Raw genomic sequence first — 25,317 nt, 5'->3', positions numbered from 1 at the left:
ATAAAATGCCTTTTACACCAAGTGAAATTAAAAGCAAAGAGTTTACTCGTGTGAAAAATGGTCTAGAACCTACTGAAGTTGCAAACTATTTAGAACAATTAAGCTCTGAAATAGAAAGATTAAAAGAAGATAAAAAACAACTTGAAAAAGTTATTGAAGAAAGAGATACTAATATTAAGTCATATCAAGATGTTCATCAATCTGTAACTGACGCATTAGTACAAGCACAAAAAGCTGGTGAAGAAACTAAATTAGCAGCGAATAAAGATGCAGAAGCAACAATTGCCAAAGCTCAAGCGCAAGCTGATCAAATTGTAAACGATGCGGTAGAAAAAGCACGTCGTTTAGCTTTCCAAACTGAAGATATGAAACGTCAATCTAAAGTATTTAGATCTCGTTTCCGTATGTTAGTTGAAGCTCAATTAGACTTACTTAAGAATGACGATTGGGATTATTTATTAAATTATGATTTAGATGCTGAACAAGTCACTTTAGAAGACATTCACCATTTAAATGAAAATGATTTAACTGAAGAAGAAAAAGCAATGAAACAAAATGCTCAAAGTCAGTCTCAAACAACTGAATCTTCAGAAAGTACGGTTTCAACATCTCAAAGTGATTCAGTGACTCAATCAGAATCACCAAATCAAAAATAAAAAATCAGACGCGTAAGAAACAAAACACTTATCACAGCGAATTAGGAAATGGTGGGAGCCTAATATAAGCATGTTTCTTATATCACTGATTTGTTTCAAATAAATATATTCAAGAGAGAACTCTAAGTTGAGTTAATCAGGGTGGTACCGCGGTATAACCGTCCCTGTTAATTGAACTTAGAGTTCTTTTTTATAATTAGGAGGAATGAAAGTAAATGAATTATAAAGATACGTTATTAATGCCAAAAACAGAATTTCCAATGCGTGGTGGCTTACCTAATAAAGAGCCAAAAATTCAAGAACAATGGGATGCAGACAATCAATACCAAAAAGCATTAGATAAAAATAAAGGAAACCAATCTTACATTTTACATGATGGCCCACCTTATGCTAATGGTAGCTTACATATGGGTCATGCTTTAAATAAAATTATTAAAGATTTCATCGTTAGATACAAAACGATGCAAGGCTTTTATGCCCCGTATGTTCCTGGTTGGGATACACATGGTTTACCAATTGAACAAGCATTAACTAAAAAAGGCGTAGATCGTAAAAAAATGACTACTGCTGAATTTAGAGAAAAATGTAAAGAGTTTGCTTTAAAACAAGTTGAAATTCAAAAAAATGATTTCAAACGTTTAGGTGTACGTGGTGATTTTGATAATCCGTATATCACATTAAACCCTGAATATGAGGCAGCACAAATTCGATTATTTGGTGAAATGGCTGACAAAGGTTTAATTTACAAAGGTAAAAAACCAGTATATTGGTCACCATCAAGTGAATCTTCATTAGCTGAAGCTGAAATTGAATACCATGATAAACGTTCTGCTTCAATCTATGTAGCGTTTAATGTTAAAGATGACAAAGGTGTCGTTGATCCTGACGCACAATTTATTATCTGGACAACTACACCATGGACAATCCCTTCAAATGTAGCGATTACAGTTCATCCAGAATTAAAATATGGACAATATAATGTTAACGGTAAAAAATACATTATTGCACAAGCTCTAGCAGAAACAGTTGCAGAAGCATTAGAATGGGATACAGATTCAATCCAACTTGAAAAAGAATTTACAGGTAAGGAATTAGAATATGTTGAAGCACAACATCCATTCTTAGACAGAACTTCATTAGTTATTAACGGAGACCACGTCACTACTGATGCTGGTACAGGTTGTGTTCATACTGCTCCTGGACACGGGGAAGATGACTATATCGTTGGTCAAAAATATGATTTACCTGTTATTAGTCCACTAAATGATAAAGGTGTGTTCACTGAAGAAGGCGGACCATTTGAAGGTATGTTCTATGACAAAGCGAATAAAGCTGTTACTGATTTATTAACAGAAAAAGATGCTTTATTAAAACTAAGCTTCATTACTCATAGTTACCCACATGATTGGAGAACTAAAAAACCAGTTATTTTCCGTGCGACACCACAATGGTTTGCTTCTATTAATAAAGTAAGACAAGATATTCTAGATGCGATTGATAATACTGATTTTAAAGTAGATTGGGGCAAAACTCGTATTTACAATATGATTCGTGATCGAGGAGAATGGGTTATTTCTCGTCAACGTGTATGGGGTGTTCCACTACCAGTATTCTATGCTGAAAATGGCGACATCATCATGACTAAAGAAACAGTTAATCATGTTGCAGATTTATTCGAACAACATGGTTCAAATATTTGGTTCGAACGTGAAGCTAAAGATTTATTACCTGAAGGATTCACTCATCCAGGAAGTCCTAATGGCGAATTTACTAAAGAAGAAGATATTATGGACGTATGGTTCGATTCAGGATCATCTCATAGAGGTGTACTTGAAACACGCCCTGAATTAAGTTTCCCAGCAGATTTATACTTTGAAGGTAGTGACCAATATCGTGGTTGGTTTAACTCATCAATTACAACTGCAGTGGCAACAAAAGGTCAATCACCATACAAATTCTTATTATCTCATGGTTTCGTCATGGATGGAGAAGGTAAGAAAATGAGTAAATCATTAGGCAACGTGATTGTACCGGATCAAGTTGTAAAACAAAAAGGTGCTGATATTGCACGTTTATGGGTAAGTAGTACAGACTATTTAGCTGATGTGCGTATTTCAGATGAAATTTTAAAACAAACGTCAGATGTATATCGTAAAATCAGAAATACATTAAGATTTATGTTAGGTAATGTGAATGATTTCAATCCAGAAACAGATGGTATTGCTGAAGCGGATTTATTAGAAGTCGATCGTTATTTATTACATCGTTTACGTGAATTCACTGCTAGTACTATCAAAAACTATGAAAACTTTGATTACCTTAATATTTATCAAGAAGTACAAAACTTTATCAATGTAGAATTAAGTAATTTCTACTTAGATTATGGTAAAGATATTCTTTATATTGAAGAACGTTCATCACATAAACGTCGTAGTATGCAAACAGTGTTATATCAAATCTTAGTTGATATGACTAAATTACTTGCACCAATCTTAGTGCATACTGCAGAAGAAGTTTGGTCACATACGCCACATGTTAAAGAAGAAAGTGTACATTTAGCTGATATGCCAAAAGTTGAAGAAGTAGACCAACAATTATTAGATAAATGGAATACATTTATGAAATTACGTGATGACGTCAACCGTGCATTAGAAGCAGCTCGTAATGAAAAAGTCATTGGTAAATCATTAGAAGCTAAAGTGACTATCGGTAGTAATAGTGATTTCAATGCTTCAGAATTCTTACAACAATTTAATGACTTACAACAATTATTTATTACTTCTCAAGCAGAAGTAGTTGACCACGTTGACAATGGTCAAGCTTATCAATATGGTGATATCCGTATTGAACATGCTGAAGGTGAAAAATGTGAAAGATGCTGGAACTACAGTGATCAATTAGGATCAGTAGGAGAACTAGATCACTTATGCCCACGTTGTCAAGAAGTCGTAAAAACATTAAATTAATATTAGATCATTGATTTAAAGCTGTTAGCAGTGTCAATTGACATTGCTAACAGCTTTTATTTTATATTTTTAAATTTGAAATATTGATAAAGGTTACTTTATTATTTTTACGTTCATATATTAGCTAATGAAAATTTAGATAGTCATTAAAATTGGAATGAATTAGTGTAAGTTTAATTGAAATGTCATGTTCTCATTATGCTCTTTCAAGCAATATTTTTAGCAATTAAGTTGCTTTTAGTATAAATTTTTAGCATAATATTAAAAATATGGATGTTACTGATAATAATTTCAATAATGAGTTAAATTTATAGATAAGCTTTATGAAAGAGGTAGTATGTATGTTTCATAATAAGAATGCAAATTTTGTAAATGGAATAACTATAAATGTAAGAGATAAAGATGAACTTAAACCTTTTTATGAAGAAATATTAGGGTTAAATATTGTTAACGAAACGATGACGAGCATTCAATATGAAGTAGGAATGTCAAATACATTCATTACGTTAAATGAAATTACTAATGGACGAGAACCATTAATGTCAGAAGCTGGGTTATTTAATTTAGGAATCATGTTGCCAACGCTATCTGATTTAGCTGATTTATTAGTACAATTGAGCGATTATGAAATACCTGTTAACGGTGGAGAACAAAGTGTTTCAACGTCTTTGTTTATTGAAGATCCTGAAGGCAACGGTTTGAAATTTTATGTCGATCAAGATTTTGAGTCATGGCATTATGAGGATGATAAAGCATTGCTTAATATTGTGCCAATTAACGTCCCACGTTTATTAAATGAAGTTTCAGACGAAAAGTGGCAAGGCATTCCAGATGAGGCTAAAATTGGTACGTTACATTTAAAGACGGTACGTATATCTGAAGTCAAAGATTATTATTTAAATTATTTTGGTTTAGAAGAATCAGCATATATGGATGACTATTCATTCTTTTTATCATCTCAACATTACCACCATCATTTAGCTATAAATCAATGGATATCCGGAACTAAACGCGTTGATAATTCTCATTCTTATGGCTTAGCACTTGTAGATTTTCATTATCCAGAAACGACCCATTTGAATGTTAAAGGGCCGGATGGCATATATTTTAGGTTTAATTATATAAAAGAAGAGTGATTCAGTGAAAAAAAGTATAACTTTAATGTTTATAGTGACTATATGTATTACGATAGCTGCAATAATAGATGGATTAAATAATCAAGATATGACAGAGCCCAAAAATCATTTATTAGAAATCAATCCAATGAAATATAATACTTATCAAAAAGGTCAATGTACGTATTATGTTTTTGATAAAGTCAAAGAAGATCACCATCAAATTGAGAACACATGGTCTGATGCAAAAGAATGGGCTAAAAATGCTGAAAAAGATGATTACAAAGTCAATCATCAACCTAAAAAAGGGTCGATATTACAAACAACTAAAGGAAAATATGGGCACGTAGCATATATTGAAAAAATAAATCAAGATGGATCACTTCAAATTTCTGAGATGAATTTTAAAAAAGCTTATGAAATTACAGATAGAACAATTCCAAGTTTTGATGTAGATCACTATCAGTATATACATCCTAAAAATAATGAAAAAGCATAATTAAGAACAACATATCGATACTCATAATAATGCCGATTAGCAAATAAAATTATTTCATTATGTACATCGTATTTATTTTTAGGCTATCCTGTTTTTATATACTTGATTAAGATATAATAAAAGATGTTGTAAAAAAGTGATGAATGGTTTTGAATGGAGGCACATGAATGAAAAAGAAATATTATACTGGTATTTCATTATTCGTAGTCATTTTTATTTTAGTCATTGACCAAATAACAAAATGGATAATTGCTAGTTCAATGAAAATAGGGGATTCCTACGAAGTAATACCAAATTTTTTAAATATAACATCCCATAGAAATAATGGTGCTGCTTGGGGTATTTTAAGTGGAAAAATGTTTTTCTTTTATATCATTACAGTAATTATATTAATCATACTCGTATTATTCTTTATTAAAGAAGCTAAGTACAATTTATTTATGCAATTAGCTGTTAGTTTGTTGTTCGCAGGCGCTTTAGGGAATTTTATAGATCGTTTGTTTAATGGAGAAGTTGTTGATTTTATCGACACAAATATTTTTGGATATGATTTTCCAATATTTAATATTGCCGATTCAAGTTTAACAATTGGTGTAATTTTAATAATTATAGCTTTACTTAAAGATACAACAAATAAAGAATAGGAGGTAAGGTAATGGAAACATATGAATATCAAATTTCAGATAATAATTATGTAGGTCAAAGATTAGATAAAGTATTACCTGAATTGAATAGCGATTGGTCACGTAGTCAGATTCAAGATTGGATCAAAGAAGATTTAGTAAAAGTAAATGATAAAGTGGTAAAACCAAACTATAAAGTTAAACAAAACGATCATATTATCGTAACAGAACAAGAGGTCGTAGAAGCGGATATCACGCCAGAAAATTTAAATCTTGATATTTTTTATGAAGATAACGATGTAGCTATTGTATATAAACCTAAAGGTATGGTTGTTCATCCATCACCTGGTCATTATACAGGTACTTTAGTCAATGGATTGATGTATCAAATTAAAGATTTATCAGGTATTAATGGTGAAATACGCCCAGGCATCGTTCACAGAATTGATATGGATACTTCAGGATTGTTAATGGTTGCTAAAAATGATATTGCGCATCGAGGCTTAGTTGAGCAATTAATGGCGAAATCAGTTAAACGTAAATATGTCGCATTAGTACATGGCAATATTCCACATGATTATGGAACTGTAGACGCACCTATTGGACGTAATAAAAAAGACCGCCAAGCTATGGCTGTCGTAGATGATGGAAAAGAAGCAGTAACACATTTCAATGTATTAGAACATTTTAAAGACTACACATTAATTGAGTGCGAGTTAGAAACAGGTCGTACTCACCAAATCCGTGTACATATGAAATATATTGGATTCCCATTAGTTGGGGACCCTAAATATGGTCCTAAGAAAACATTAGATATTGGTGGACAAGCTTTACACGCAGGAGTCATTGGTTTTGAACATCCAGTAACTCATGAATATATTGAAAAAACAGCTAAATTACCACAAGAATTTGAAGATTTATTAGATGATATTAGAAAAAGAGATGCTTAATATAGTTTGATAAATCATATAGTTCAATATTTGAGTTGAGAAACTTTTAATTAAAGTCTAGACATAAGTCATAAACTTATAAAGATAAATAAAAAAATATTCATATGACCGTTGACTAATTATAGTTTTAGGATTAAACTAATAACAGTTTAAATAAAAAAATCGTAAGTCTTTAAATGTAAGTCCAGAGAGGCTTCAAAGACATGAAAATGATACTTAATCTACATTAATGTTACTACCTTTATATACTTTTATAGAAAGTTTTTTAAAGAATTGTAACTCATGTAAATGAATGAAAATGTGTATGTGATTATATCTCAATTACACATTATCTATATATCAACCTCATGTCTTGTTAAAGATGTGAGGTTTTTTTCATGTTAATTTATGAGGTGAGGAAATGTCTGAACGCATCATTATGGATGAAGCAGCAATACAACGTACAGTAACTCGAATTGCACATGAAATTCTTGAGTATAACAAAGGTACAGAAGATTTAGTATTATTGGGCATTAAAACGCGAGGTGCTTACCTTGCTTACCGTATTCAAGAAAAAATTAATATGATTGAGCAACAACTTGTTCCAACAGGTACAATTGATATTACACAATTTCGAGATGACATTGATCAAGTTTCAAAGCAATCTTTTGATAAAGCATTTGAGATTGATGTAGACATCACAGGAAAAGTTGTTGTCATCGTGGACGATGTTTTATATACAGGAAGAACTGTAAGAGCGTCATTAGATGCTATACTATTACACTCTAGACCAATTAAAATTGGTTTGGCAACACTTGTTGATCGAGGCCATAGAGAACTTCCAATTCGAGCAGATTTTGTAGGGAAAAATATACCTACTGCACGAGATGAATCAGTGAAAGTATTCTTAACGAAAAAGGATTCAACGAATGCGGTAGTAATTGAATAATATATCCTTTTAAAACAGTACGAGAGACTGAAAAAGGTGAATTGAATTATATAAGCATTTAACTAACTGTAATATAGTTATGTAAACTTATATGACTATAGATACATATTGCTTATGATTCATATCATTGACTTTAGTCTCTTTGCATAACTGTATGTAAAGAGATTTTTTTATGAGAGGAAATGAATCATTATGGAAAATGAACAAATGTTTGAACGTACAGTAAAACCAGTATTAGATGTTAAAGATAAACCAAAAGCAGGCCAATGGGCATTCTTAAGTTTACAACATTTATTTGCGATGTTTGGATCGACTGTACTTGTACCATTTTTAACAGGACTACCAATATCAGCTGCATTATTAGCATCTGGAATCGGAACATTATTATACATATTAATAACAAAAGCCAAAATACCTGCTTATTTGGGTTCTAGTTTCGCTTTTATCACTCCAATCATTACTGGGTTAAGTACACATAGTTTAGGAGACATGTTAGTTGCATTATTCATGAGTGCATTAATGTACGTCATTATCGGTATATGTATACGATTTAGTGGAACAGAATGGCTAATGAAATTATTACCACCTGTTGTGGTTGGACCAGTAATCATGGTTATCGGTTTAAGTCTTGCACCTACAGCAGTAAACATGGCAATGTATGAAAATTCAGGAGACATGAAAGGTTACAATTTAAGTTATTTAGTAGTAGCGTTAATCACTTTAATAGTAACTATTATTGTGCAAGGTTTTTTCAAAGGATTCTTATCCCTCATACCAGTTTTAATCGGTATTATTGTAGGTTATATCGTTTCAATATTTATGGGATTAGTAAAATTTGCGCCAATAGCTAAAGCTAAATGGTTAGATTTCCCAGATATTTATCTACCATTTAAAGATTATGTACCATCGTTTCACCTAGGATTGGTACTAGTGATGATACCAGTAGTTTTTGTGACAGTTAGTGAACATATTGGACATCAAATGGTCATTAATAAAATTGTAGGTAAAAATTTCTTTAAAGATCCAGGATTAGACAAATCAATTATCGGTGACGGTGTATCAACGATGGTTGCAAGTATTATCGGAGGACCACCAAGTACAACATACGGTGAGAACATTGGCGTTCTAGCGATTACTAAAATTTATAGTATTTACGTTATTGGTGGCGCAGCTGTCATAGCGATAGTACTCGCATTTATAGGAAAATTCACAGCACTTATTTCTTCAATACCAACACCAGTCATGGGTGGTGTATCTATACTATTATTCGGTATTATCGCCGCAAGTGGTTTAAGAATGATTGTTGAGAGTAATGTTGATTTTGCTAACAATAGAAACTTGGTAATAGCATCTGTCATTTTAGTAATTGGTATTGGAAATCTACTTATCAATTTAAAAGGTATTGGCATAAATCTTCAGCTTGAAGGAATGGCATTATCAGCATTATCAGGTATTATTTTAAATTTAATCTTACCTAAAAAATAATCAGTTTAACTGAGGAGGCAAACAATGGAACATTTATTATCAATGGAAGATTTATCAAACGATGAAATTTTTAGCTTAGTTAAAAAAGCAAGTCAATTTAAATCTGGAGAAGTTAATGTACCGCAATACAAAGATAAATTTGTAGCTAATTTGTTCTTTGAAAATTCAACTAGAACAAAATGTAGTTTTGAAGTTGCCGAACAAAAGTTAGGATTGAATTTAGTTAATTTTGAGACAAGTACATCATCAGTTCAAAAGGGTGAATCCTTGTATGATACTTGTAAAACTTTAGAAAGTATTGGTGTTAATTTACTTGTAATTAGACATTCTCAAAATGCATATTATGAAGAATTAAATAATTTAAATATCCCTATAGCTAACGGTGGGGATGGTAGTGGTCAACATCCAACACAAAGTTTACTTGATTTAATGACAATTTATGAAGAGTATGGAAAATTTGAAGGTCTAAATGTATTAATTTGTGGTGACATCAAAAATTCTCGAGTAGCTAGAAGTAATTTTCATAGTTTAAAAGCATTAGGTGCAAATGTAATGTTCGCGAGCCCCGAAGAATGGGTAGACGATACAATAGAGGCATCATATGTAAATATTGATGATGTGATTAACCAAGTAGATATTGTGATGTTGCTAAGAGTTCAGCATGAAAGACATGGTATTACTGGAAAGGCCAATTTTGAAGCTGAAAATTATCATCAACAATATGGGTTAACTAGGGAAAGATATGATAAATTAAAAGAAGAAGCTATTGTCATGCATCCGGCTCCTGTAAATAGAGGAGTAGAAATCGAAAGCGAATTGGTAGAGGCACCTAAGTCTCGAATATTTAAGCAAATGGAAAACGGTATGTATTTGAGAATGGCAGTTATTGATGAGCTTTTACAATAAGGAAGGGGTATTTGAATCATGAAATTAATTAAAAACGGTAAAATTATTAAGAACGGAAAATTGAAAAATACAGATATTTTAATCGAAGGTAAAAGAATTAAAACGATCAGTACTAAAATAGATGCATCATCTGACGATATTGAAGTCATTGATGCTAAAGGAAATTTAATCGCACCAGGATTTGTAGATGTACATGTGCATTTACGTGAACCAGGTGGTGAACACAAAGAGACAATTGAAACAGGTACAAAAGCAGCAGCTAGAGGTGGATTTACTACAATTTGCCCTATGCCTAATACAAGACCAGTACCAGATTCAGTTGAAAATGTAAGAGCGTTAAGAGAAAGAATTTCTGAAACAGCTCAAGTTCGCGTATTACCCTATGCTTCAATTACAACTAGACAAGCTGGTAAAGAGTTAGTGGATTTCGAAGCTTTAGCTAAAGAAGGTGTGTTTGCGTTCACAGACGATGGCGTCGGTGTACAACAAGCGAGTATGATGTACGCTGCTATGAAGCAAGCTGCTAAAGTTAAAAAGCCAATTGTTGCTCATTGTGAAGACAATAGCTTAATTTATGGCGGCGCTATGCATAAAGGTAAACGTAGTGAAGAACTAGGTATTCCTGGTATTCCAAATGTTTGTGAATCAGTTCAAATTGCAAGAGATGTTTTATTAGCTGAAGCAGCAGGATGTCATTATCATGTTTGTCACGTATCAACTAAAGAAAGTGTCCGTGTTATTCGCGATGCTAAAAAAGCAGGCATTCATGTTACAGCTGAAGTAACGCCACATCACTTATTATTAACAGAAAATGATGTTCCAGGTGATGATGCTAATTATAAAATGAATCCACCATTAAGAAGTACAGAAGATCGTGACGCATTATTAGAAGGATTATTAGACGGTACAATTGATTGTATTGCTACAGACCATGCGCCACACGCTAAAGAAGAAAAAGAACAACCTATGACTAAAGCACCATTTGGAATTGTAGGTAGTGAAACAGCATTCCCATTACTATATACACACTTCGTAAGAAATGGTAATTGGTCATTAAAACAATTAATTGATTATTTAACAATTAAACCAGCTACAATCTTTAATCTTAACTACGGAAAACTACACAAAGATAGTTATGCTGATATTACTATTATTGATTTAGAAAATGAAAAAGAAATTAGAAGTGAAGATTTCTTATCAAAAGCTGACAATACACCATTTATTGGTGAGAAAGTATACGGACATCCCGTATTAACTATGATAAAAGGTGAAGTTGTATTTAAGGAGGAAAAATAAATGCTTTCAAAACGTTATCTAGTATTTGAAGACGGTTCTTATTATGAAGGATACCAGCTAGGTTCAGATGAATTATCGATTGGTGAAATTGTTTTTAACACAGCAATGACAGGTTATCAAGAAACAATTTCTGACCCTTCATATACAGGTCAAATTATTACATTTACGTATCCATTAATTGGAAATTATGGAATTAATAGAGATGACTTTGAATCTTTAACACCTACATTAAATGGTGTAGTAGTCAAAGAAGCAAGTACACATCCAAGTAATTTCCGTAATCAAAAGACATTACATGAAGTATTAGTTCAATATCAAATACCTGGTATCTCAGGTGTTGATACTAGAAGTATCACACGTAAAATTCGCCAACATGGTGTATTAAGAGCTGGATTTACAGATAACAAAGATGAAATTGAAAGCTTAGTTGAACATCTTAAAACAACTGAATTACCTAGAGACGAAGTATCAACTGTTTCTACAAAAACACCTTATGTATCTACTGGAGCAGATTTAAGCGTTGTACTTCTTGACTTTGGTAAAAAGCAAAATATTGTACGAGAATTAAATATGCGAGGGTGCAATGTGACAGTTGTGCCATACGACACATCTGCTGAAGAAATATTGAAGATGTCACCAGATGGCGTAATGCTATCAAATGGACCTGGAGATCCAGATGAAGTAGAAGTAGCTATTCAAATGATTAAAGGTATTCTTGGTAAAATTCCATTCTTTGGAATTTGCCTAGGACACCAATTATTCGCATTATCCCAAGGTGCTAAATCATTCAAAATGAAGTTTGGTCATCGAGGCGCTAACCATCCTGTTAAAAACTTAAAAACAGGTAAAGTTGACATTACAAGTCAAAACCATGGTTATTCAATCGATAAAGATTCTTTAGAAAACACTGATTTAGAGGTTACTCATATTGCTTTAAATGATGGAACTGTTGAAGGTTTAAGACATAAGACTTTACCTGCTTTTTCTGTTCAATATCATCCTGAAGCAAGACCAGGCCCAAGCGATTCGAATTATTTATTTGATGAATTTATAACAATGATGAACGAGTTCATAGAAAAGGAGCGTAATGTAAATGCCTAAGCGTAACGATATTCAAACAATTTTAGTAGTAGGATCGGGTCCAATTATTATTGGGCAAGCTGCGGAATTTGATTATGCAGGAACTCAAGCTTGTCTTGCACTTAAAGAAGAAGGATATAGAGTTATATTAGTTAACTCAAATCCAGCGACGATTATGACAGATAAAGAAATTGCAGATAAAGTTTATATTGAACCATTAACACACGATTTTATTGCACGTATTATTCGCAAAGAACAACCCGATGCATTACTTCCTACATTAGGTGGTCAAACTGGTTTGAATATGGCTATTCAATTACACGATAGTGGTGTATTAGCCGCAAATAATGTGAAGTTACTTGGTACTGAATTAGAATCAATTCAACAAGCTGAAGACCGTGAATTATTTAGAACGTTAATGAATGATTTAAATGTTCCAGTACCTGAAAGTGACATCGTAAATACAGTAGAACAAGCTTTTAAATTTAAAGAAGAAGTTGGCTATCCATTAATCGTTCGTCCTGCATTCACAATGGGAGGAACTGGTGGCGGTATTTGCTACAACGATGATGACTTAAAAGAAGTTGTTACCAATGGTCTTCATTATAGTCCTGCTACACAATGTTTAATTGAAAAATCAATTGCTGGATTTAAAGAAATTGAATATGAAGTTATGCGTGATAAAAATGATAATGCAATCGTAGTTTGTAATATGGAGAATATTGACCCAGTTGGTATACACACTGGTGACTCAATTGTTGTTGCGCCAAGTCAGACACTATCAGACGTCGAATATCAAATGCTACGTGATGTGTCATTAAAAGTTATTCGCGCTTTAGGAATTGAAGGTGGATGTAACGTACAACTAGCTTTAGATCCAGATTCATACAACTATTACATTATTGAAGTAAACCCACGTGTATCTCGTTCATCAGCATTAGCATCTAAAGCAACAGGTTATCCAATTGCGAAGTTAGCAGCCAAAATTGCTGTAGGTTTAACACTAGATGAAATGTTAAATCCAATTACTGGAACTTCTTATGCTGCATTTGAACCTACACTAGACTACGTTATTTCAAAAATACCACGTTTCCCATTTGATAAATTCGAAAAAGGTGAGCGTGAATTAGGTACTCAAATGAAAGCAACTGGAGAAGTAATGGCAATAGGACGCACATATGAAGAATCTTTATTAAAAGCGATTCGTTCATTAGAATACGGCGTACATCATTTAGGATTACCAAACGGTGAAAGCTTTGATTTAGACTACATTAAAGAACGTATTAGTCATCAAGATGATGAAAGATTATTCTTTATAGGTGAGGCCATACGTCGTGGAACAACTTTAGAAGAAATTCATGAAATGACTAAAATTGATTATTTCTTCTTAAATAAATTCCAAAATATTATCAACATTGAACATGAACTTAAAGCACATCAAGGTGATTTAGAATACCTTAAATATGCTAAAGATTATGGATTCAGTGATAGAGTTATTGCACATCGTTTTGATATGACAGAAGAAGAAGTTTATCAATTACGAATTGAAAATAATATTACTCCAGTGTACAAAATGGTAGATACATGTGCTGCTGAATTTGAGTCTACAACACCTTATTACTATGGTACTTATGAAACTGAAAATGAATCTATTGTTACTGATAAAGAAAAAATTCTTGTATTAGGATCTGGACCTATTCGAATTGGACAAGGTGTAGAATTTGACTATGCAACAGTTCATGCTGTCTGGGCAATACAAAATGCTGGTTATGAAGCAATTATTGTAAATAATAACCCTGAAACTGTATCAACAGATTTTTCAATTTCAGATAAATTATATTTTGAACCATTAACAGAAGAAGATGTAATGAGTATTATTAATCTTGAAAAACCTAAAGGTGTAGTTGTACAGTTTGGTGGACAAACAGCAATTAACCTTGCTGACAAATTAGCAAAACATGGCGTACAAGTACTAGGAACTTCTTTAGAAAACTTAAACCGTGCTGAAGATAGAAAAGAATTTGAAGCATTACTTCATACTATCGATGTACCACAACCTCAAGGTAAAACTGCAACATCACCAAAAGAAGCGTTAGAAAACGCGCGTAATATTGGATATCCAGTTGTAGTTAGACCATCTTATGTGCTTGGTGGTCGTGCTATGGAAATTGTAGATAGTGATGATGAGTTAGAAAATTATATGACACAAGCTGTTAAAGCTAGTCCAGAACATCCAGTATTAGTTGATAGATATTTAACTGGTAAAGAAATTGAAGTCGATGCTATTTCAGATGGAGAAACAGTCATTATTCCAGGAATAATGGAACATATTGAACGTGCAGGTGTACACAGTGGTGATTCTATTGCAGTATACCCACCTCAAACACTATCTCAAGAAGAAATTAAAACACTTGAAGATTACACAATTAGATTAGCTAAAGGTTTAAATATTATTGGATTAATCAATATTCAATTTGTAATTGCACATGATGGTGTTTATGTTCTAGAGGTAAATCCTCGTTCAAGTCGAACAGTACCATTTTTAAGTAAAATTACTGACATTCAAATGGCACAATTAGCTATGCAAGCAATCATGGGTACGAAATTATCATCTTTAGGCTATAAAGAAGGTATTCAACCGTATTCAGAAGGTGTATTTGTTAAAGCACCAGTATTTAGCTTTAATAAACTGAAAAATGTAGACATTACTCTAGGGCCTGAAATGAAATCTACAGGTGAAGTAATGGGTAAAGATCAAACATTAGAAAAAGCGCTATACAAAGGGTTAACTGGTAGTGGATTTGAAGTCAAAGATCACGGTACAGTATTAATGACAGTAAGCAATAAAGATAAAGACGAAATAGTCAAAATTGCACACCGTCTTAATGAAGTAGGTTATAAGATTCTAGCAACTAAGGGGACTGCTGAAAAATTAAAACAAAATAATATACCAGCAGAAGTTGTAGGCAAAATCGGTGGAGAAAATGACTTGCTTACACGTATTCAAAATGGTGACGTTCAAATCGTTATTAACACAATGACAAAAGGTAAAGAAGTGGAAAGAGATGGATTCCAAATTCGTCGTACAACAGTTGAAAATGGTATTCCATGTTTAACATCATTAGATACTGCTAGCGCTTTAACTAATGTTATTGAGAGTATGACATTTACGATGCGAAATATGTAAACTAATTCAATATAATTTAATATTTTGAAACTACATTTTAATTTAGATAAGTTCTTCAATTCTTAGTTATTAGACTTTGATTGAAGAACTTTCAATATAAGGAGTACATAATGAAACAATTACCAATTATTGCATTAGATTTTGAATCTGCAGATAAAGTTAATGCATTTTTAGATCAATTTAATGAACCATTATTTGTAAAAGTTGGAATGGAATTATTTTATCAAACAGGACCTGATTTAATTAAATCAATTAAAGATAGAGGTCATAGTATATTTCTTGATTTAAAATTACATGACATCCCCAATACAGTAAATAAAGCAATGCAAGGGTTAGCAAAATTAGATGTAGATTTAGTAAATGTTCATGCAGCTGGTGGTAAGACGATGATGGAAGCAGCTATTGAAGGATTACGTCAACACAACAAAGATATAAAAATCATTGCTGTTACTCAATTAACATCAACAACTCAAGAACAGTTAAATAATGAACAAAATATACAAACAACGATTGAAGAAGCAGTTCTAAATTATGCTCGATTGACTCAACAAGCAGGTCTTGATGGTGTCGTTTGCTCACCATTGGAAGCGGAATTGTTAACTAAAGAATTAGGCGAAGATTTTATGAAGGTAACGCCTGGCATTAGACCTCAAGGTGCTGCGCAAAATGATCAAAAACGAATCACTACACCGGAGCAAGCTAAAAAATTAGGATCAACACATATTGTTGTTGGTCGACCAATTACTCAAAGTGACAATCCAGTTGAAAGTTATCAAAAAATAAAAGAAAGTTGGTTAGGTTAAATGGCTAAAGAAATTGCAAAATCACTACTAGATATTGAAGCAGTATCATTATCACCAAATGATTTATTTACATGGAGTTCAGGTATTAAATCACCAATTTATTGCGATAACAGAGTAACATTAGGCTATCCAGAAGTACGAAATGCTATTAGAGATGGTTTAATCAAACTTATTAATGAAAAATTTGAAGACGTAGAAATTATTTCTGGTACTGCAACAGCAGGTATACCACATGCTGCGTATATTTCAGAAAAAATGGAGTTACCAATGAACTATGTTCGTTCGAAAAGTAAAAGCCATGGTAAACAAAATCAAATTGAAGGTGCCAAAAGTAAAGGCAAAAAAGTAGTGGTTGTTGAAGATTTAATTTCTACTGGTGGATCATCAGTAACAGCAGTAGATGCCCTTAAAGAAGCTGGCGCAGAAGTGTTAGGCGTTGTTGCCATATTTACTTATGGTCTAGCTAAAGCAGATGATACATTCAAACAAGCACAAATTCCTTTTTACACTTTAAGTAATTATAATGAATTGATTGAAGTAGCAAAAGAGCGTGGAGAAATTTCTGAAAATGACATTCAGACTTTAGTTGATTGGAGAGATAACTTATCATAAGATAGGTTTATAGGTGGGATGTAAAATGTTAAAGCAGAAACATGATAATCATCTGTACTCGTCATTAAAACACTGCAATGCATTTTTAAGTCGACGGGAAGATTTTAGAAATACAACTCAACTCGATGTCCAAGAAAATGAAAGTACAGTATCCAAATTTCAAAAAGAAATGAATTATAATGCTTTTGAACATACAAGTGATATTTTCAAAAAAGCAAAGGAAAACTTACGTACTAAAGGTGAATTGTAGTCCGAAATAATGATTTAAACTACATGATTATTAATTTAAAAGCAATGAATTAAAAAAACGGCGATTAGTCAATGTTTGTACTGAACCCTAAAGTTGTACTAAAAATCTAACTTTATAAGGGCACATCAGTTTAACAACACTCTAACGCCGTTTCTTTTTTATATTACTTTAACGAATAAATAATTTAGTTAATAGCCATCCAATTAGTAAAACAATTACTAATATCAATAGAGGAATAAGTAAATGTGTCATATTATGGCCTCCTTTTCACTTAATTTAATTTTAACCGTTCAAACATATAAGTCAAAATTAAAAAACTACATCTAACAAAAATATTATAAATAGCTAAAATCTTAAAAGTGGGTATAGTCAACAAAATTAAGACACGCATGTTAAACTATGGATAAGTATTGATAATAATTTAAACAACACTTATAGGGGGATTAAAATGGAAATACCAAAAATAACGACATTTTTAATGTTTAATGATCAAGCAGAAGAAGCAATTAATTTATATACAAGCTTATTTGAAGATAGTGAAATTATAACGATGGTTAAATATGATGAAGATGGACCTGGAACACCTGGAACTGTTCAACATTCGATATTCACACTAAATGGTCAAGTTTTTATGGCTATTGATGCAAACAATGGAGAAGAATTACCAATGAATCCTGCAATGTCACTTTATGTCACTGTTAAAGATACAATGGAAATGGAAAGACTTTTCAGTGGACTAAAAAAAGAAGGCGCTATTTTAATGCCTAAAACTGAAATGCCACCATATCGCGAATTTGCATGGGTACAAGATAAATTTGGTGTCAGTTTCCAACTTGCATTACCAGATAAGCACTAACAAAATATTTATATAATTAAAAAGGACTGGTTACGTGTCATATATTGTGCTGAAATCCATAAAGTTAGATTTTAAGTCTAACTTTTGGGGTGCACTTCATATATGCGTAATCAGTCCTCTTTATATTTAAATTAAGTTAAACTTTCAGATTTCATATGTTGAATATGATCATAATCTGGAGTTGCATATAAAGTTTTTTGCTTGTCATAAGTGACAAATCCTGGTTTTGCACCAGAAGGTTTATGGACATGTTTTATTTCGGTATAGTCAACAGGAATTTGACCTGAATTTCCAGCTTTAGAGAAGTAACCAGCGAGCATAGCCGCTTCTTTAATAGTTTCTTCTGAAGGTGAATCATTTAGAATAACAACATGCGAACCTGGGATGTCTTTCGTATGGAACCATATATGATTTTTCTGTGCTTTTTTATTAGTGAGATAATCATTTTGTTTATTATTTTTACCTACTAATATCGTATCTCCATCTGTTGAAAGATAAGATTGAAGCTGTATTTTAGCATTTTTCTTTTTCTTAACATTTTTACGCTGTTTCATAAATCCTTGATCTGCTAATTCGTCACGAATATCATCGATTTCATTTACCGTTATATGTTCTAATTGCTGTTCAATACCAGTGAAATAGTCAATGTTTTCTTTAGTTAACTGAATTTGACGTTGAAGTTCATGTTCACGCGTTTTCATACGATTGTATTGTCTATAATAATATTGTGCATTAACAGAAGGAGATTTCGTTGGATTCAAGGGAATTGTAATCTCTTCATTATTATAATAATTGAGTACTGTTACAGATTCGTCTCCTTGATTTATACGATAAATATTTGCTGTTATTAATTCCCCATACAATTGATAATTATCTTTATCTTTAGTTCCTTCATATTCATGCATGAGTTTGCTTAATTTGTTTTGATATTTATGAAGTTGTTGTTGGACAAAACGCACTAAATCATTAGCACGTTGTTTGACGCGCTCACGTTCTCCTCGTGCATCATAATAACGATCTAATAAATCATTTAAAGAGTCATAAGTTACTATATCATCATAAAATTGATTTAAAGTCATGAAGTAAAAATCTTCTTTACCAGATTGATGATTTTTATGAAATACAGGGGTAGGTGTTTCTAGTGTCTCAGCCATGACTTCATCATATGCTTCAGGTAAAGTCTCGGGCGTCATAAACTGACGACGATTAACGATTTCATTTGTAATTAACGGGCTAAAACCTTCGAAAGTATTTAACAGTTGTTTAGCAATTTTACCTGCATTGAAATCAATATGTTTTAATGCTTCAGAACCTGACACTTCATAAGGGTTTAACTTATGTTGAGTTGGAGGGGCTTCATATTGGAAACCAGGCATTACTGTACGATATTGGTTTGTATTAGGTGTAAGATGTTTAAATCCTTCGATGATTTTTCGATTTTCATCAACTAATATTAAATTACTATGTTTACCCATAATTTCTAATATAATCGTTCTATACATAGTATCGCCGATTTCATCTTTACTTTGTACATCAATTTCTACACGTCTATCATTACCAATTTGACGAATAGCTTTAATAATGCCACCTTCTAGATGTTTACGGAAGACACGAGCAAACATAGGTGGGTCGAATGGATTATCATATTTTTTATTCGTTAATTGCAACCTTGAAAAGCTTGGATGTATAGATAAAAGTAGTTGATGATTTTGACGGTTTTGGCGTACAACAATAATTATCGTATCATTTTCGGGTTGATTAACTTTATGGATGCGTCCTGTAACTAAATCTTGTAAGGAATCAACCATCTGTTTTGTAAATAGGCCATCATATGCCATTGATATCTGCCACCTTCTTATTATTCATTCTCATTATTGTAACATGCATCATTCGTACGGTCATGATTCTTGTTTAATTTAACTTATTATGAAAAATGTATAATGAGTCGCTAAAAGTATCTCTATACAATTTCAAGTGCAATATGATATCATATTTAAATAATAGAAGAATAGCTTAGAAAGGTCGTAAGGCATGGATAATGAAAAAGGATTGTTAATAGTTCTTTCAGGTCCTTCTGGTGTAGGTAAAGGAACTGTTAGAAAGAAAATATTTGAAGATCCCAATACTTCGTATAAGTATTCTATATCGATGACTACTCGTAGCATGCGCGAGGGTGAAATTGATGGTGTAGATTACTTCTTCAAAACAAAAGATGAATTTGAAGCATTAATTAAAGATGATCAATTTATTGAATATGCCGAGTATGTAGGTAATTACTATGGTACGCCTGTTCAATATGTTAGAGATACGATGGACCAAGGACATGATGTATTTCTAGAAATTGAAGTCGAAGGTGCAAAACAAGTTAGAAAGAAATTCCCTGAAGCATTATTTATTTTCTTAGCTCCACCAAGTCTAGATGATTTAAGAGATCGTTTAGTAGGTAGAGGGACAGAATCAGATGAGAAAATTCAAAGTCGTGTTAGCGAAGCACGAAAAGAAGTAGAAATGATGAATTTATATGATTATGTTGTGGTTAACGATGAAGTAGAGTTAGCCAAAAACAAAATTCAATCAATCGTCGAAGCTGAACACCTTAAACGTGAAAGAATAGAAGCTAAATATAGAAAAATGATACTGGAGGCAAAAAAATAATGTTAAATCCACCTTTAAACCAATTAACAGGTAAGATTACATCTAAATATCTTATCGCTACTACTGCTGCAAAAAGAGCTCGTGAATTAGATGAAAAACCAGAAACAGCTTTAGAAAGTAAATACATTTCAGCTAAACCTGTTGGTAAAGCACTAGAAGAAATTGCTGATGGTAAAGTTTCACCAGTTATTCCTAACGAATTTTTAGGATAATCACATTAAAATAAATGTACACACCTTTTTTGAGATATGTTATTACATGAGTTGTAATGAATATATCACTTATATAAGGTGTGTTTTTTTAATATCATTGATAATTTGTGTATAATTAATATAAATTTGAATAACATCTTGTTGAATAAACAAACGAGCAAAGTTCTAATCAGGGAAATAAATTGATTGAATTGAAAATGTATTTAAGGAGAACACAATAATGAAACATATTTTATTAGCGGTTACGGGCGGTATAGCTGCATATAAAGCTATAGATTTAACTAGTAAATTAACTCAAGCAGGTTATGAAGTACGTGTGATGTTATCAAATCATGCACAAGAATTTGTTACACCATTAGCCTTTCAATCTATTAGTAAAAATCCAGTTTATACAAATACTTTTAAAGAAGAAAATCCTCAAGAAATCCAACACGTTGCACTTGGCGATTGGGCAGATGTTATTATCGTAGCGCCAGCGACTGCAAATACAATTGCAAAGTTAAGTGTCGGTATTGCAGATGATATGATAACGTCAACTTTATTAGCAACAGAAACACAAACATTTATCGCTCCAGCTATGAATGTACACATGTACGAAAATAAACGAACACAACATAATATAGAGACTTTAAAATCTGATGGGTACCAATTTATAGAACCTGGGGACGGTTATTTAGCGTGCGGATATGTTGCTAAAGGACGTATGGAAGAACCTTTACAAATTGTGTCAGTCATTAATCAATACTTTAATCAACATGAGACACAAATTGAAAGTTCATTTAAAGGTAAAAATGCTCTTGTTACTGCAGGTCCTACAGTTGAAGTCATCGATCCAGTTAGATTTGTATCAAATCGTTCATCAGGAAAAATGGGATTCGCAATAGCAACTGCATTACAAAAACGTGGTGCTAATGTCACGCTAGTTAGTGGGCCAACCCAATTAGATGATCCTAAAGGTGTGAATGTTATTCGAGTTGAAAGTGCAAAAGAGATGTTTGAAGAAACATTACAATACTATGATACTCAAGATATCGTTATTAAAGCCGCAGCTGTATCTGATTACACTCCATCTGAAGTGTTAGATCATAAAATGAAAAAGCAAGATGGCGATTTAACTGTAAAATTTAAACGTACTCAGGATATTCTTAAGTATCTTGGTGAACATAAACAGGATCAGTATTTAGTTGGTTTTGCTGCAGAAACTCAAAATATTGAACAATATGCTCAAGATAAATTAAAAAGAAAAAATGCGGATGTGATTATTTCCAATAATGTTGGTGATAAATCAATTGGTTTTAATTCAGATGAAAATGAATTAACGATGCATTTTAAAAACCAAGATATGGTCAATATAAAGAAAGGCAAAAAAGTTGAAATTGCTAACGAAATTTTAGATGAATTAGAAACTAGGTGGCAATAATGATAGCAAAGGTTATTGTAGATATACCTTCTAAAAGTGTTGATTTTAAATTTGACTATATTATACCTGAACGATTGCAATCATTCGTTCAAATAGGGGTACGTGTGATAGTACCGTTTGGACCAAGAACAATTCAAGGGTATGTTATGAGTATTCAAGATCAACCTGACGAAGACATTGACTTCAGTAAACTTAAAGAAATCAAAGAGATTCAAGACATCAAACCAGAATTAACACCTGAATTAATTGAACTTAGTGAGTGGCTTAGTCATTATCATTTAACAAAACGTATTTCAGTTTTAGAAGTCATGTTGCCTAATGCAATTAAAGCTAAATATCAAAAAGCGTTCGAAATTGTAAAGGGTAATGACATATCAGAATCTATTTTAAAAAGATTTAATAAAGATGGATATTATTTTTATAAAGATGCACAAAAAAATAACGATTTAGGATATTTAGATGATTTATTAAAGCAACATGTCATTAAAGAAACTACTATCTTATCGCAAAATATTAAAAAGAAAACACAACGTGCTGTTAAAGTAACGGATATAGGTAATCCAGACGAAATTTTAAATAAATTAGAAAAATCAATTAAGCAATATGATTTATATGCTTACTTGTTAGATGAAAGACACCGAGATGTGTTTATCAAAGAATTAGATGAAATGGGATTCTCTAAATCAAGTTTAGATACATTAATTAAAAAAGGTTATTTAGAAAAGTATGACGCTGAAGTTGAAAGAGATCCTTTTGCAAATCGTATTTTTGAGAAAGAAAATAATCGTCAATTAACGAATGATCAACAAAATGCTTTCGATGCGATTAAAGCAAAAATAGATGCAAATGAAGAGAGAACATTTTTATTACATGGTGTCACAGGATCGGGGAAAACAGAAGTATACTTACAAACTATTGAAACAGCATTAAATCAAGGTAAACAAGCTATGATGCTCGTACCCGAAATTGCTTTAACACCACAAATGGTATTACGGGTTAAACGCCGATTTGGTGATGATGTTGCGGTGTTACATTCAGGTCTTTCAAATGGTGAAAGATATGATGAATGGCAAAAGATACGTGATGGTCGTGCACAAGTCAGTGTAGGTGCTCGCTCAAGTATATTTGCTCCATTTAAAAATTTAGGTCTAATTATTATAGACGAAGAACATGAATCTACATATAAGCAAGAAGATTATCCAAGATATCATGCGCGAGATATAGCACAATGGCGTAGTCGTTATCATCATTGTCCAGTCATACTAGGAAGTGCAACTCCAAGTTTGGAAACATATGCACGTGCAGAAAAAGACGTTTATCAATTATTAACATTACCTAATCGTGTTAATAATCAAGCGCTGCCTGCTATTAATATTGTGGATATGCGTGAGGAACTTGCAGAAGGGAACCGTTCAATGTTTTCTTCTACACTTAGACAAGCCATTCAACATTGTTTAGACCATAATGAACAAATCGTACTATTTTTAAATAGAAGAGGATATGCTTCATTTATGCTTTGCCGTGATTGTGGTCACGTACCACAGTGTCCAAACTGTGATATTTCATTAACGTATCACAAAACAACTGATCAATTGAAATGTCACTATTGTGGTTATCAAGAAACGCCACCTAATAAATGTCCTAATTGTGAAAGTGAACATATTAGACAAGTAGGGACTGGTACACAAAGAGTTGAAGAATTACTCCAGCAAGAATTCGAAGATGCAAAAATCATTCGTATGGACGTAGATACAACATCACGTAAAGGTGCTCATGAAAAATTACTTAATGATTTTGAAAATGGTAAAGGAGATATTCTTTTAGGCACACAAATGATAGCTAAAGGATTAGATTATCCTAATATCACATTAGTAGGTGTTCTAAATGCAGATACAATGTTAAATTTACCTGATTTTAGAGCTAGCGAACGCACATATCAACTATTAACACAAGTAGCTGGACGAGCAGGACGTCATGAAAAAGAAGGGCAAGTAATTATTCAAACATATAATCCTGAACATTACGCAATTGAAGATGTTAAGAAAAATGATTATTTAACTTTTTATCAACAAGAAATGAGTTATCGCAAATTAGGTAAGTATCCTCCTTATTACTTTTTAATTAATTTTACAATTTCACATAAAGAAATGAAAAAAGTAATGGAAGCTTCTAAACATATTCATAAAATATTGTTACAACATCTAACTGATCAAGCCCTTGTCCTCGGTCCTTCTCCTGCGGCTTTATCAAGAATTAACAACGAGTACCGCTTCCAAATTCTAGTTAAATATAAAAGAGAACCAGAATTGCACAAAGCATTAACATATTTAGATGATTATTATCATGACAAGTATGTTAAAGATAAATTAGCATTAAAAATAGATATCAACCCACAAATGATGATGTAGACATAAAAAAGCCATTGAGTATCATGACAACAAACACAGTTGTCAGCGCTCAATGGCTTAAAAATTTAATTTAATTACATTAATACATTACCATTTTCATCAGCTGGTCTGAATAATGTTAAGATAGCACTAATAATAGCTAAAATATGAGGTATTGCTGTCCAACAGAATAAAATGTGTAGAATGCCTTGCATATTTTTACCAGCATAGAATTTATGAATTCCAAAGCTACCTAAAAATACAGCTAATAAAATATAAATCACTTTGTTTACTTCCATTATTAATTCACCTCTTTTTTTACAATTTAAATTAATTGTCTTTATTAATCTTCCCTTTTTTTAAACATAGTACTCATTTATATTTTATAAAATATGGTATTAAAGTCAAAGAGATCGTTCTCATTCTTTAGT

General features: G+C 32.1%; 22 protein-coding genes. 20 read left to right on the top strand and 2 right to left on the bottom strand.

Translation table 11 applies throughout. From position 1 onward, the window contains the following. The first annotated feature begins 5 nt into the window (after positions 1-5). From Q4528_RS07525 to Q4528_RS07450, 16 genes are all read left to right on the top strand, one after another. Positions 6-656, top strand: coding sequence for a DivIVA domain-containing protein (locus tag Q4528_RS07525; RefSeq protein ID WP_017637162.1), 651 nt, complete (start codon positions 6-8; stop codon positions 654-656). A 215-nt stretch (positions 657-871) separates the two neighbouring features. Further along, positions 872-3,622 (top strand): isoleucine--tRNA ligase, encoded by a 2,751-nt coding sequence (gene ileS, locus Q4528_RS07520; protein ID WP_029055478.1) that lies wholly within the window; start codon positions 872-874, stop codon positions 3,620-3,622. A 341-nt stretch (positions 3,623-3,963) separates the two neighbouring features. After that, positions 3,964-4,758, top strand: a complete 795-nt coding sequence (locus tag Q4528_RS07515) for a VOC family protein (protein WP_017637160.1) — start codon at positions 3,964-3,966, stop codon at positions 4,756-4,758. 4 nt (positions 4,759-4,762) lie between these two features. Continuing rightward, on the top strand, positions 4,763-5,236 hold the full coding sequence (locus tag Q4528_RS07510; protein WP_046466592.1) for a CHAP domain-containing protein: 474 nt from the start codon (positions 4,763-4,765) through the stop codon (positions 5,234-5,236). Positions 5,237-5,403: 167 nt separating this feature from the next. Further along, positions 5,404-5,880 (top strand): signal peptidase II, encoded by a 477-nt coding sequence (lspA, locus tag Q4528_RS07505; protein ID WP_029055477.1) that lies wholly within the window; start codon positions 5,404-5,406, stop codon positions 5,878-5,880. 11 nt (positions 5,881-5,891) lie between these two features. Further along, entirely contained in the window at positions 5,892-6,809 is a 918-nt protein-coding gene (locus Q4528_RS07500) for an RluA family pseudouridine synthase (protein ID WP_117239309.1), read from the top strand. Between the two features lie 400 nt (positions 6,810-7,209). Next, positions 7,210-7,737, top strand: a complete 528-nt coding sequence (gene pyrR / locus Q4528_RS07495) for a bifunctional pyr operon transcriptional regulator/uracil phosphoribosyltransferase PyrR (RefSeq protein WP_303521114.1) — start codon at positions 7,210-7,212, stop codon at positions 7,735-7,737. A gap of 192 nt (positions 7,738-7,929) precedes the next feature. After that, positions 7,930-9,222: a uracil-xanthine permease family protein gene (locus tag Q4528_RS07490; RefSeq protein WP_303521112.1), complete on the top strand. Its 1,293-nt coding sequence runs from the start codon at positions 7,930-7,932 to the stop codon at positions 9,220-9,222. A gap of 24 nt (positions 9,223-9,246) precedes the next feature. Next, positions 9,247-10,128, top strand: a complete 882-nt coding sequence (locus Q4528_RS07485) for an aspartate carbamoyltransferase catalytic subunit (RefSeq protein WP_029055474.1) — start codon at positions 9,247-9,249, stop codon at positions 10,126-10,128. Positions 10,129-10,146: 18 nt separating this feature from the next. After that, positions 10,147-11,424: a dihydroorotase gene (gene pyrC / locus Q4528_RS07480; RefSeq protein ID WP_017637154.1), complete on the top strand. Its 1,278-nt coding sequence runs from the start codon at positions 10,147-10,149 to the stop codon at positions 11,422-11,424. Then, a complete protein-coding gene (locus Q4528_RS07475; RefSeq protein WP_017637153.1) occupies positions 11,425-12,525 on the top strand; it encodes a carbamoyl phosphate synthase small subunit in 1,101 nt (366 codons plus the stop codon). Further along, entirely contained in the window at positions 12,518-15,691 is a 3,174-nt protein-coding gene (gene carB / locus Q4528_RS07470; RefSeq protein ID WP_017637152.1) for a carbamoyl-phosphate synthase large subunit, read from the top strand. The genes Q4528_RS07475 and carB overlap by 8 nt, the downstream gene beginning before the upstream one ends. A gap of 110 nt (positions 15,692-15,801) precedes the next feature. Further along, on the top strand, positions 15,802-16,494 hold the full coding sequence (gene pyrF / locus Q4528_RS07465) for an orotidine-5'-phosphate decarboxylase (protein ID WP_017637151.1): 693 nt from the start codon (positions 15,802-15,804) through the stop codon (positions 16,492-16,494). Then, on the top strand, positions 16,495-17,106 hold the full coding sequence (gene pyrE / locus Q4528_RS07460; RefSeq protein ID WP_017637150.1) for an orotate phosphoribosyltransferase: 612 nt from the start codon (positions 16,495-16,497) through the stop codon (positions 17,104-17,106). It begins immediately after the preceding gene. A gap of 25 nt (positions 17,107-17,131) precedes the next feature. Further along, a complete protein-coding gene (locus Q4528_RS07455; RefSeq protein ID WP_017637149.1) occupies positions 17,132-17,356 on the top strand; it encodes a hypothetical protein in 225 nt (74 codons plus the stop codon). Positions 17,357-17,804: 448 nt separating this feature from the next. Then, on the top strand, positions 17,805-18,212 hold the full coding sequence (locus tag Q4528_RS07450) for a VOC family protein (protein WP_017637148.1): 408 nt from the start codon (positions 17,805-17,807) through the stop codon (positions 18,210-18,212). Between the two features lie 131 nt (positions 18,213-18,343). On the opposite strand, the gene Q4528_RS07445 is transcribed toward Q4528_RS07450, so the two are convergent. Continuing rightward, on the bottom strand, positions 18,344-20,050 hold the full coding sequence (locus Q4528_RS07445) for an Rqc2 family fibronectin-binding protein (protein ID WP_046466595.1): 1,707 nt from the start codon (positions 20,048-20,050) through the stop codon (positions 18,344-18,346). Positions 20,051-20,243: 193 nt separating this feature from the next. Here Q4528_RS07445 and gmk point away from each other — a divergent pair, with 193 nt between their 5' ends. The 4 genes from gmk (at position 20,244) to priA (ending at position 24,907) form a co-directional block, all read left to right on the top strand. Then, positions 20,244-20,867 carry a guanylate kinase gene (gene gmk / locus Q4528_RS07440; protein ID WP_017637146.1) on the top strand — a complete coding sequence of 208 codons (624 nt, stop codon included), beginning with the start codon at positions 20,244-20,246 and terminating at the stop codon, positions 20,865-20,867. Next, positions 20,867-21,079, top strand: coding sequence for a DNA-directed RNA polymerase subunit omega (gene rpoZ / locus Q4528_RS07435; protein WP_017637145.1), 213 nt, complete (start codon positions 20,867-20,869; stop codon positions 21,077-21,079). The genes gmk and rpoZ overlap by 1 nt, the downstream gene beginning before the upstream one ends. Positions 21,080-21,299: 220 nt before the next feature. Continuing rightward, entirely contained in the window at positions 21,300-22,499 is a 1,200-nt protein-coding gene (gene coaBC / locus Q4528_RS07430; protein ID WP_107999693.1) for a bifunctional phosphopantothenoylcysteine decarboxylase/phosphopantothenate--cysteine ligase CoaBC, read from the top strand. Continuing rightward, positions 22,499-24,907: a primosomal protein N' gene (priA, locus tag Q4528_RS07425; protein ID WP_046466597.1), complete on the top strand. Its 2,409-nt coding sequence runs from the start codon at positions 22,499-22,501 to the stop codon at positions 24,905-24,907. The genes coaBC and priA overlap by 1 nt, the downstream gene beginning before the upstream one ends. A 74-nt stretch (positions 24,908-24,981) precedes the next feature. Here the strand turns inward: priA and Q4528_RS07420 are convergent, their stop codons facing one another. After that, positions 24,982-25,185, bottom strand: coding sequence for a TM2 domain-containing protein (locus Q4528_RS07420; protein ID WP_029055468.1), 204 nt, complete (start codon positions 25,183-25,185; stop codon positions 24,982-24,984). Between the last annotated feature and the right edge of the window lie 132 nt (positions 25,186-25,317).

Source organism: Staphylococcus pasteuri, from assembly GCF_030547725.1.
Taxonomy (GTDB): domain Bacteria; phylum Bacillota; class Bacilli; order Staphylococcales; family Staphylococcaceae; genus Staphylococcus; species Staphylococcus pasteuri.
The sequence above is the reverse complement of the archived record's forward strand: the minus strand, read 5'-3'. Positions and strand labels throughout refer to the sequence as shown.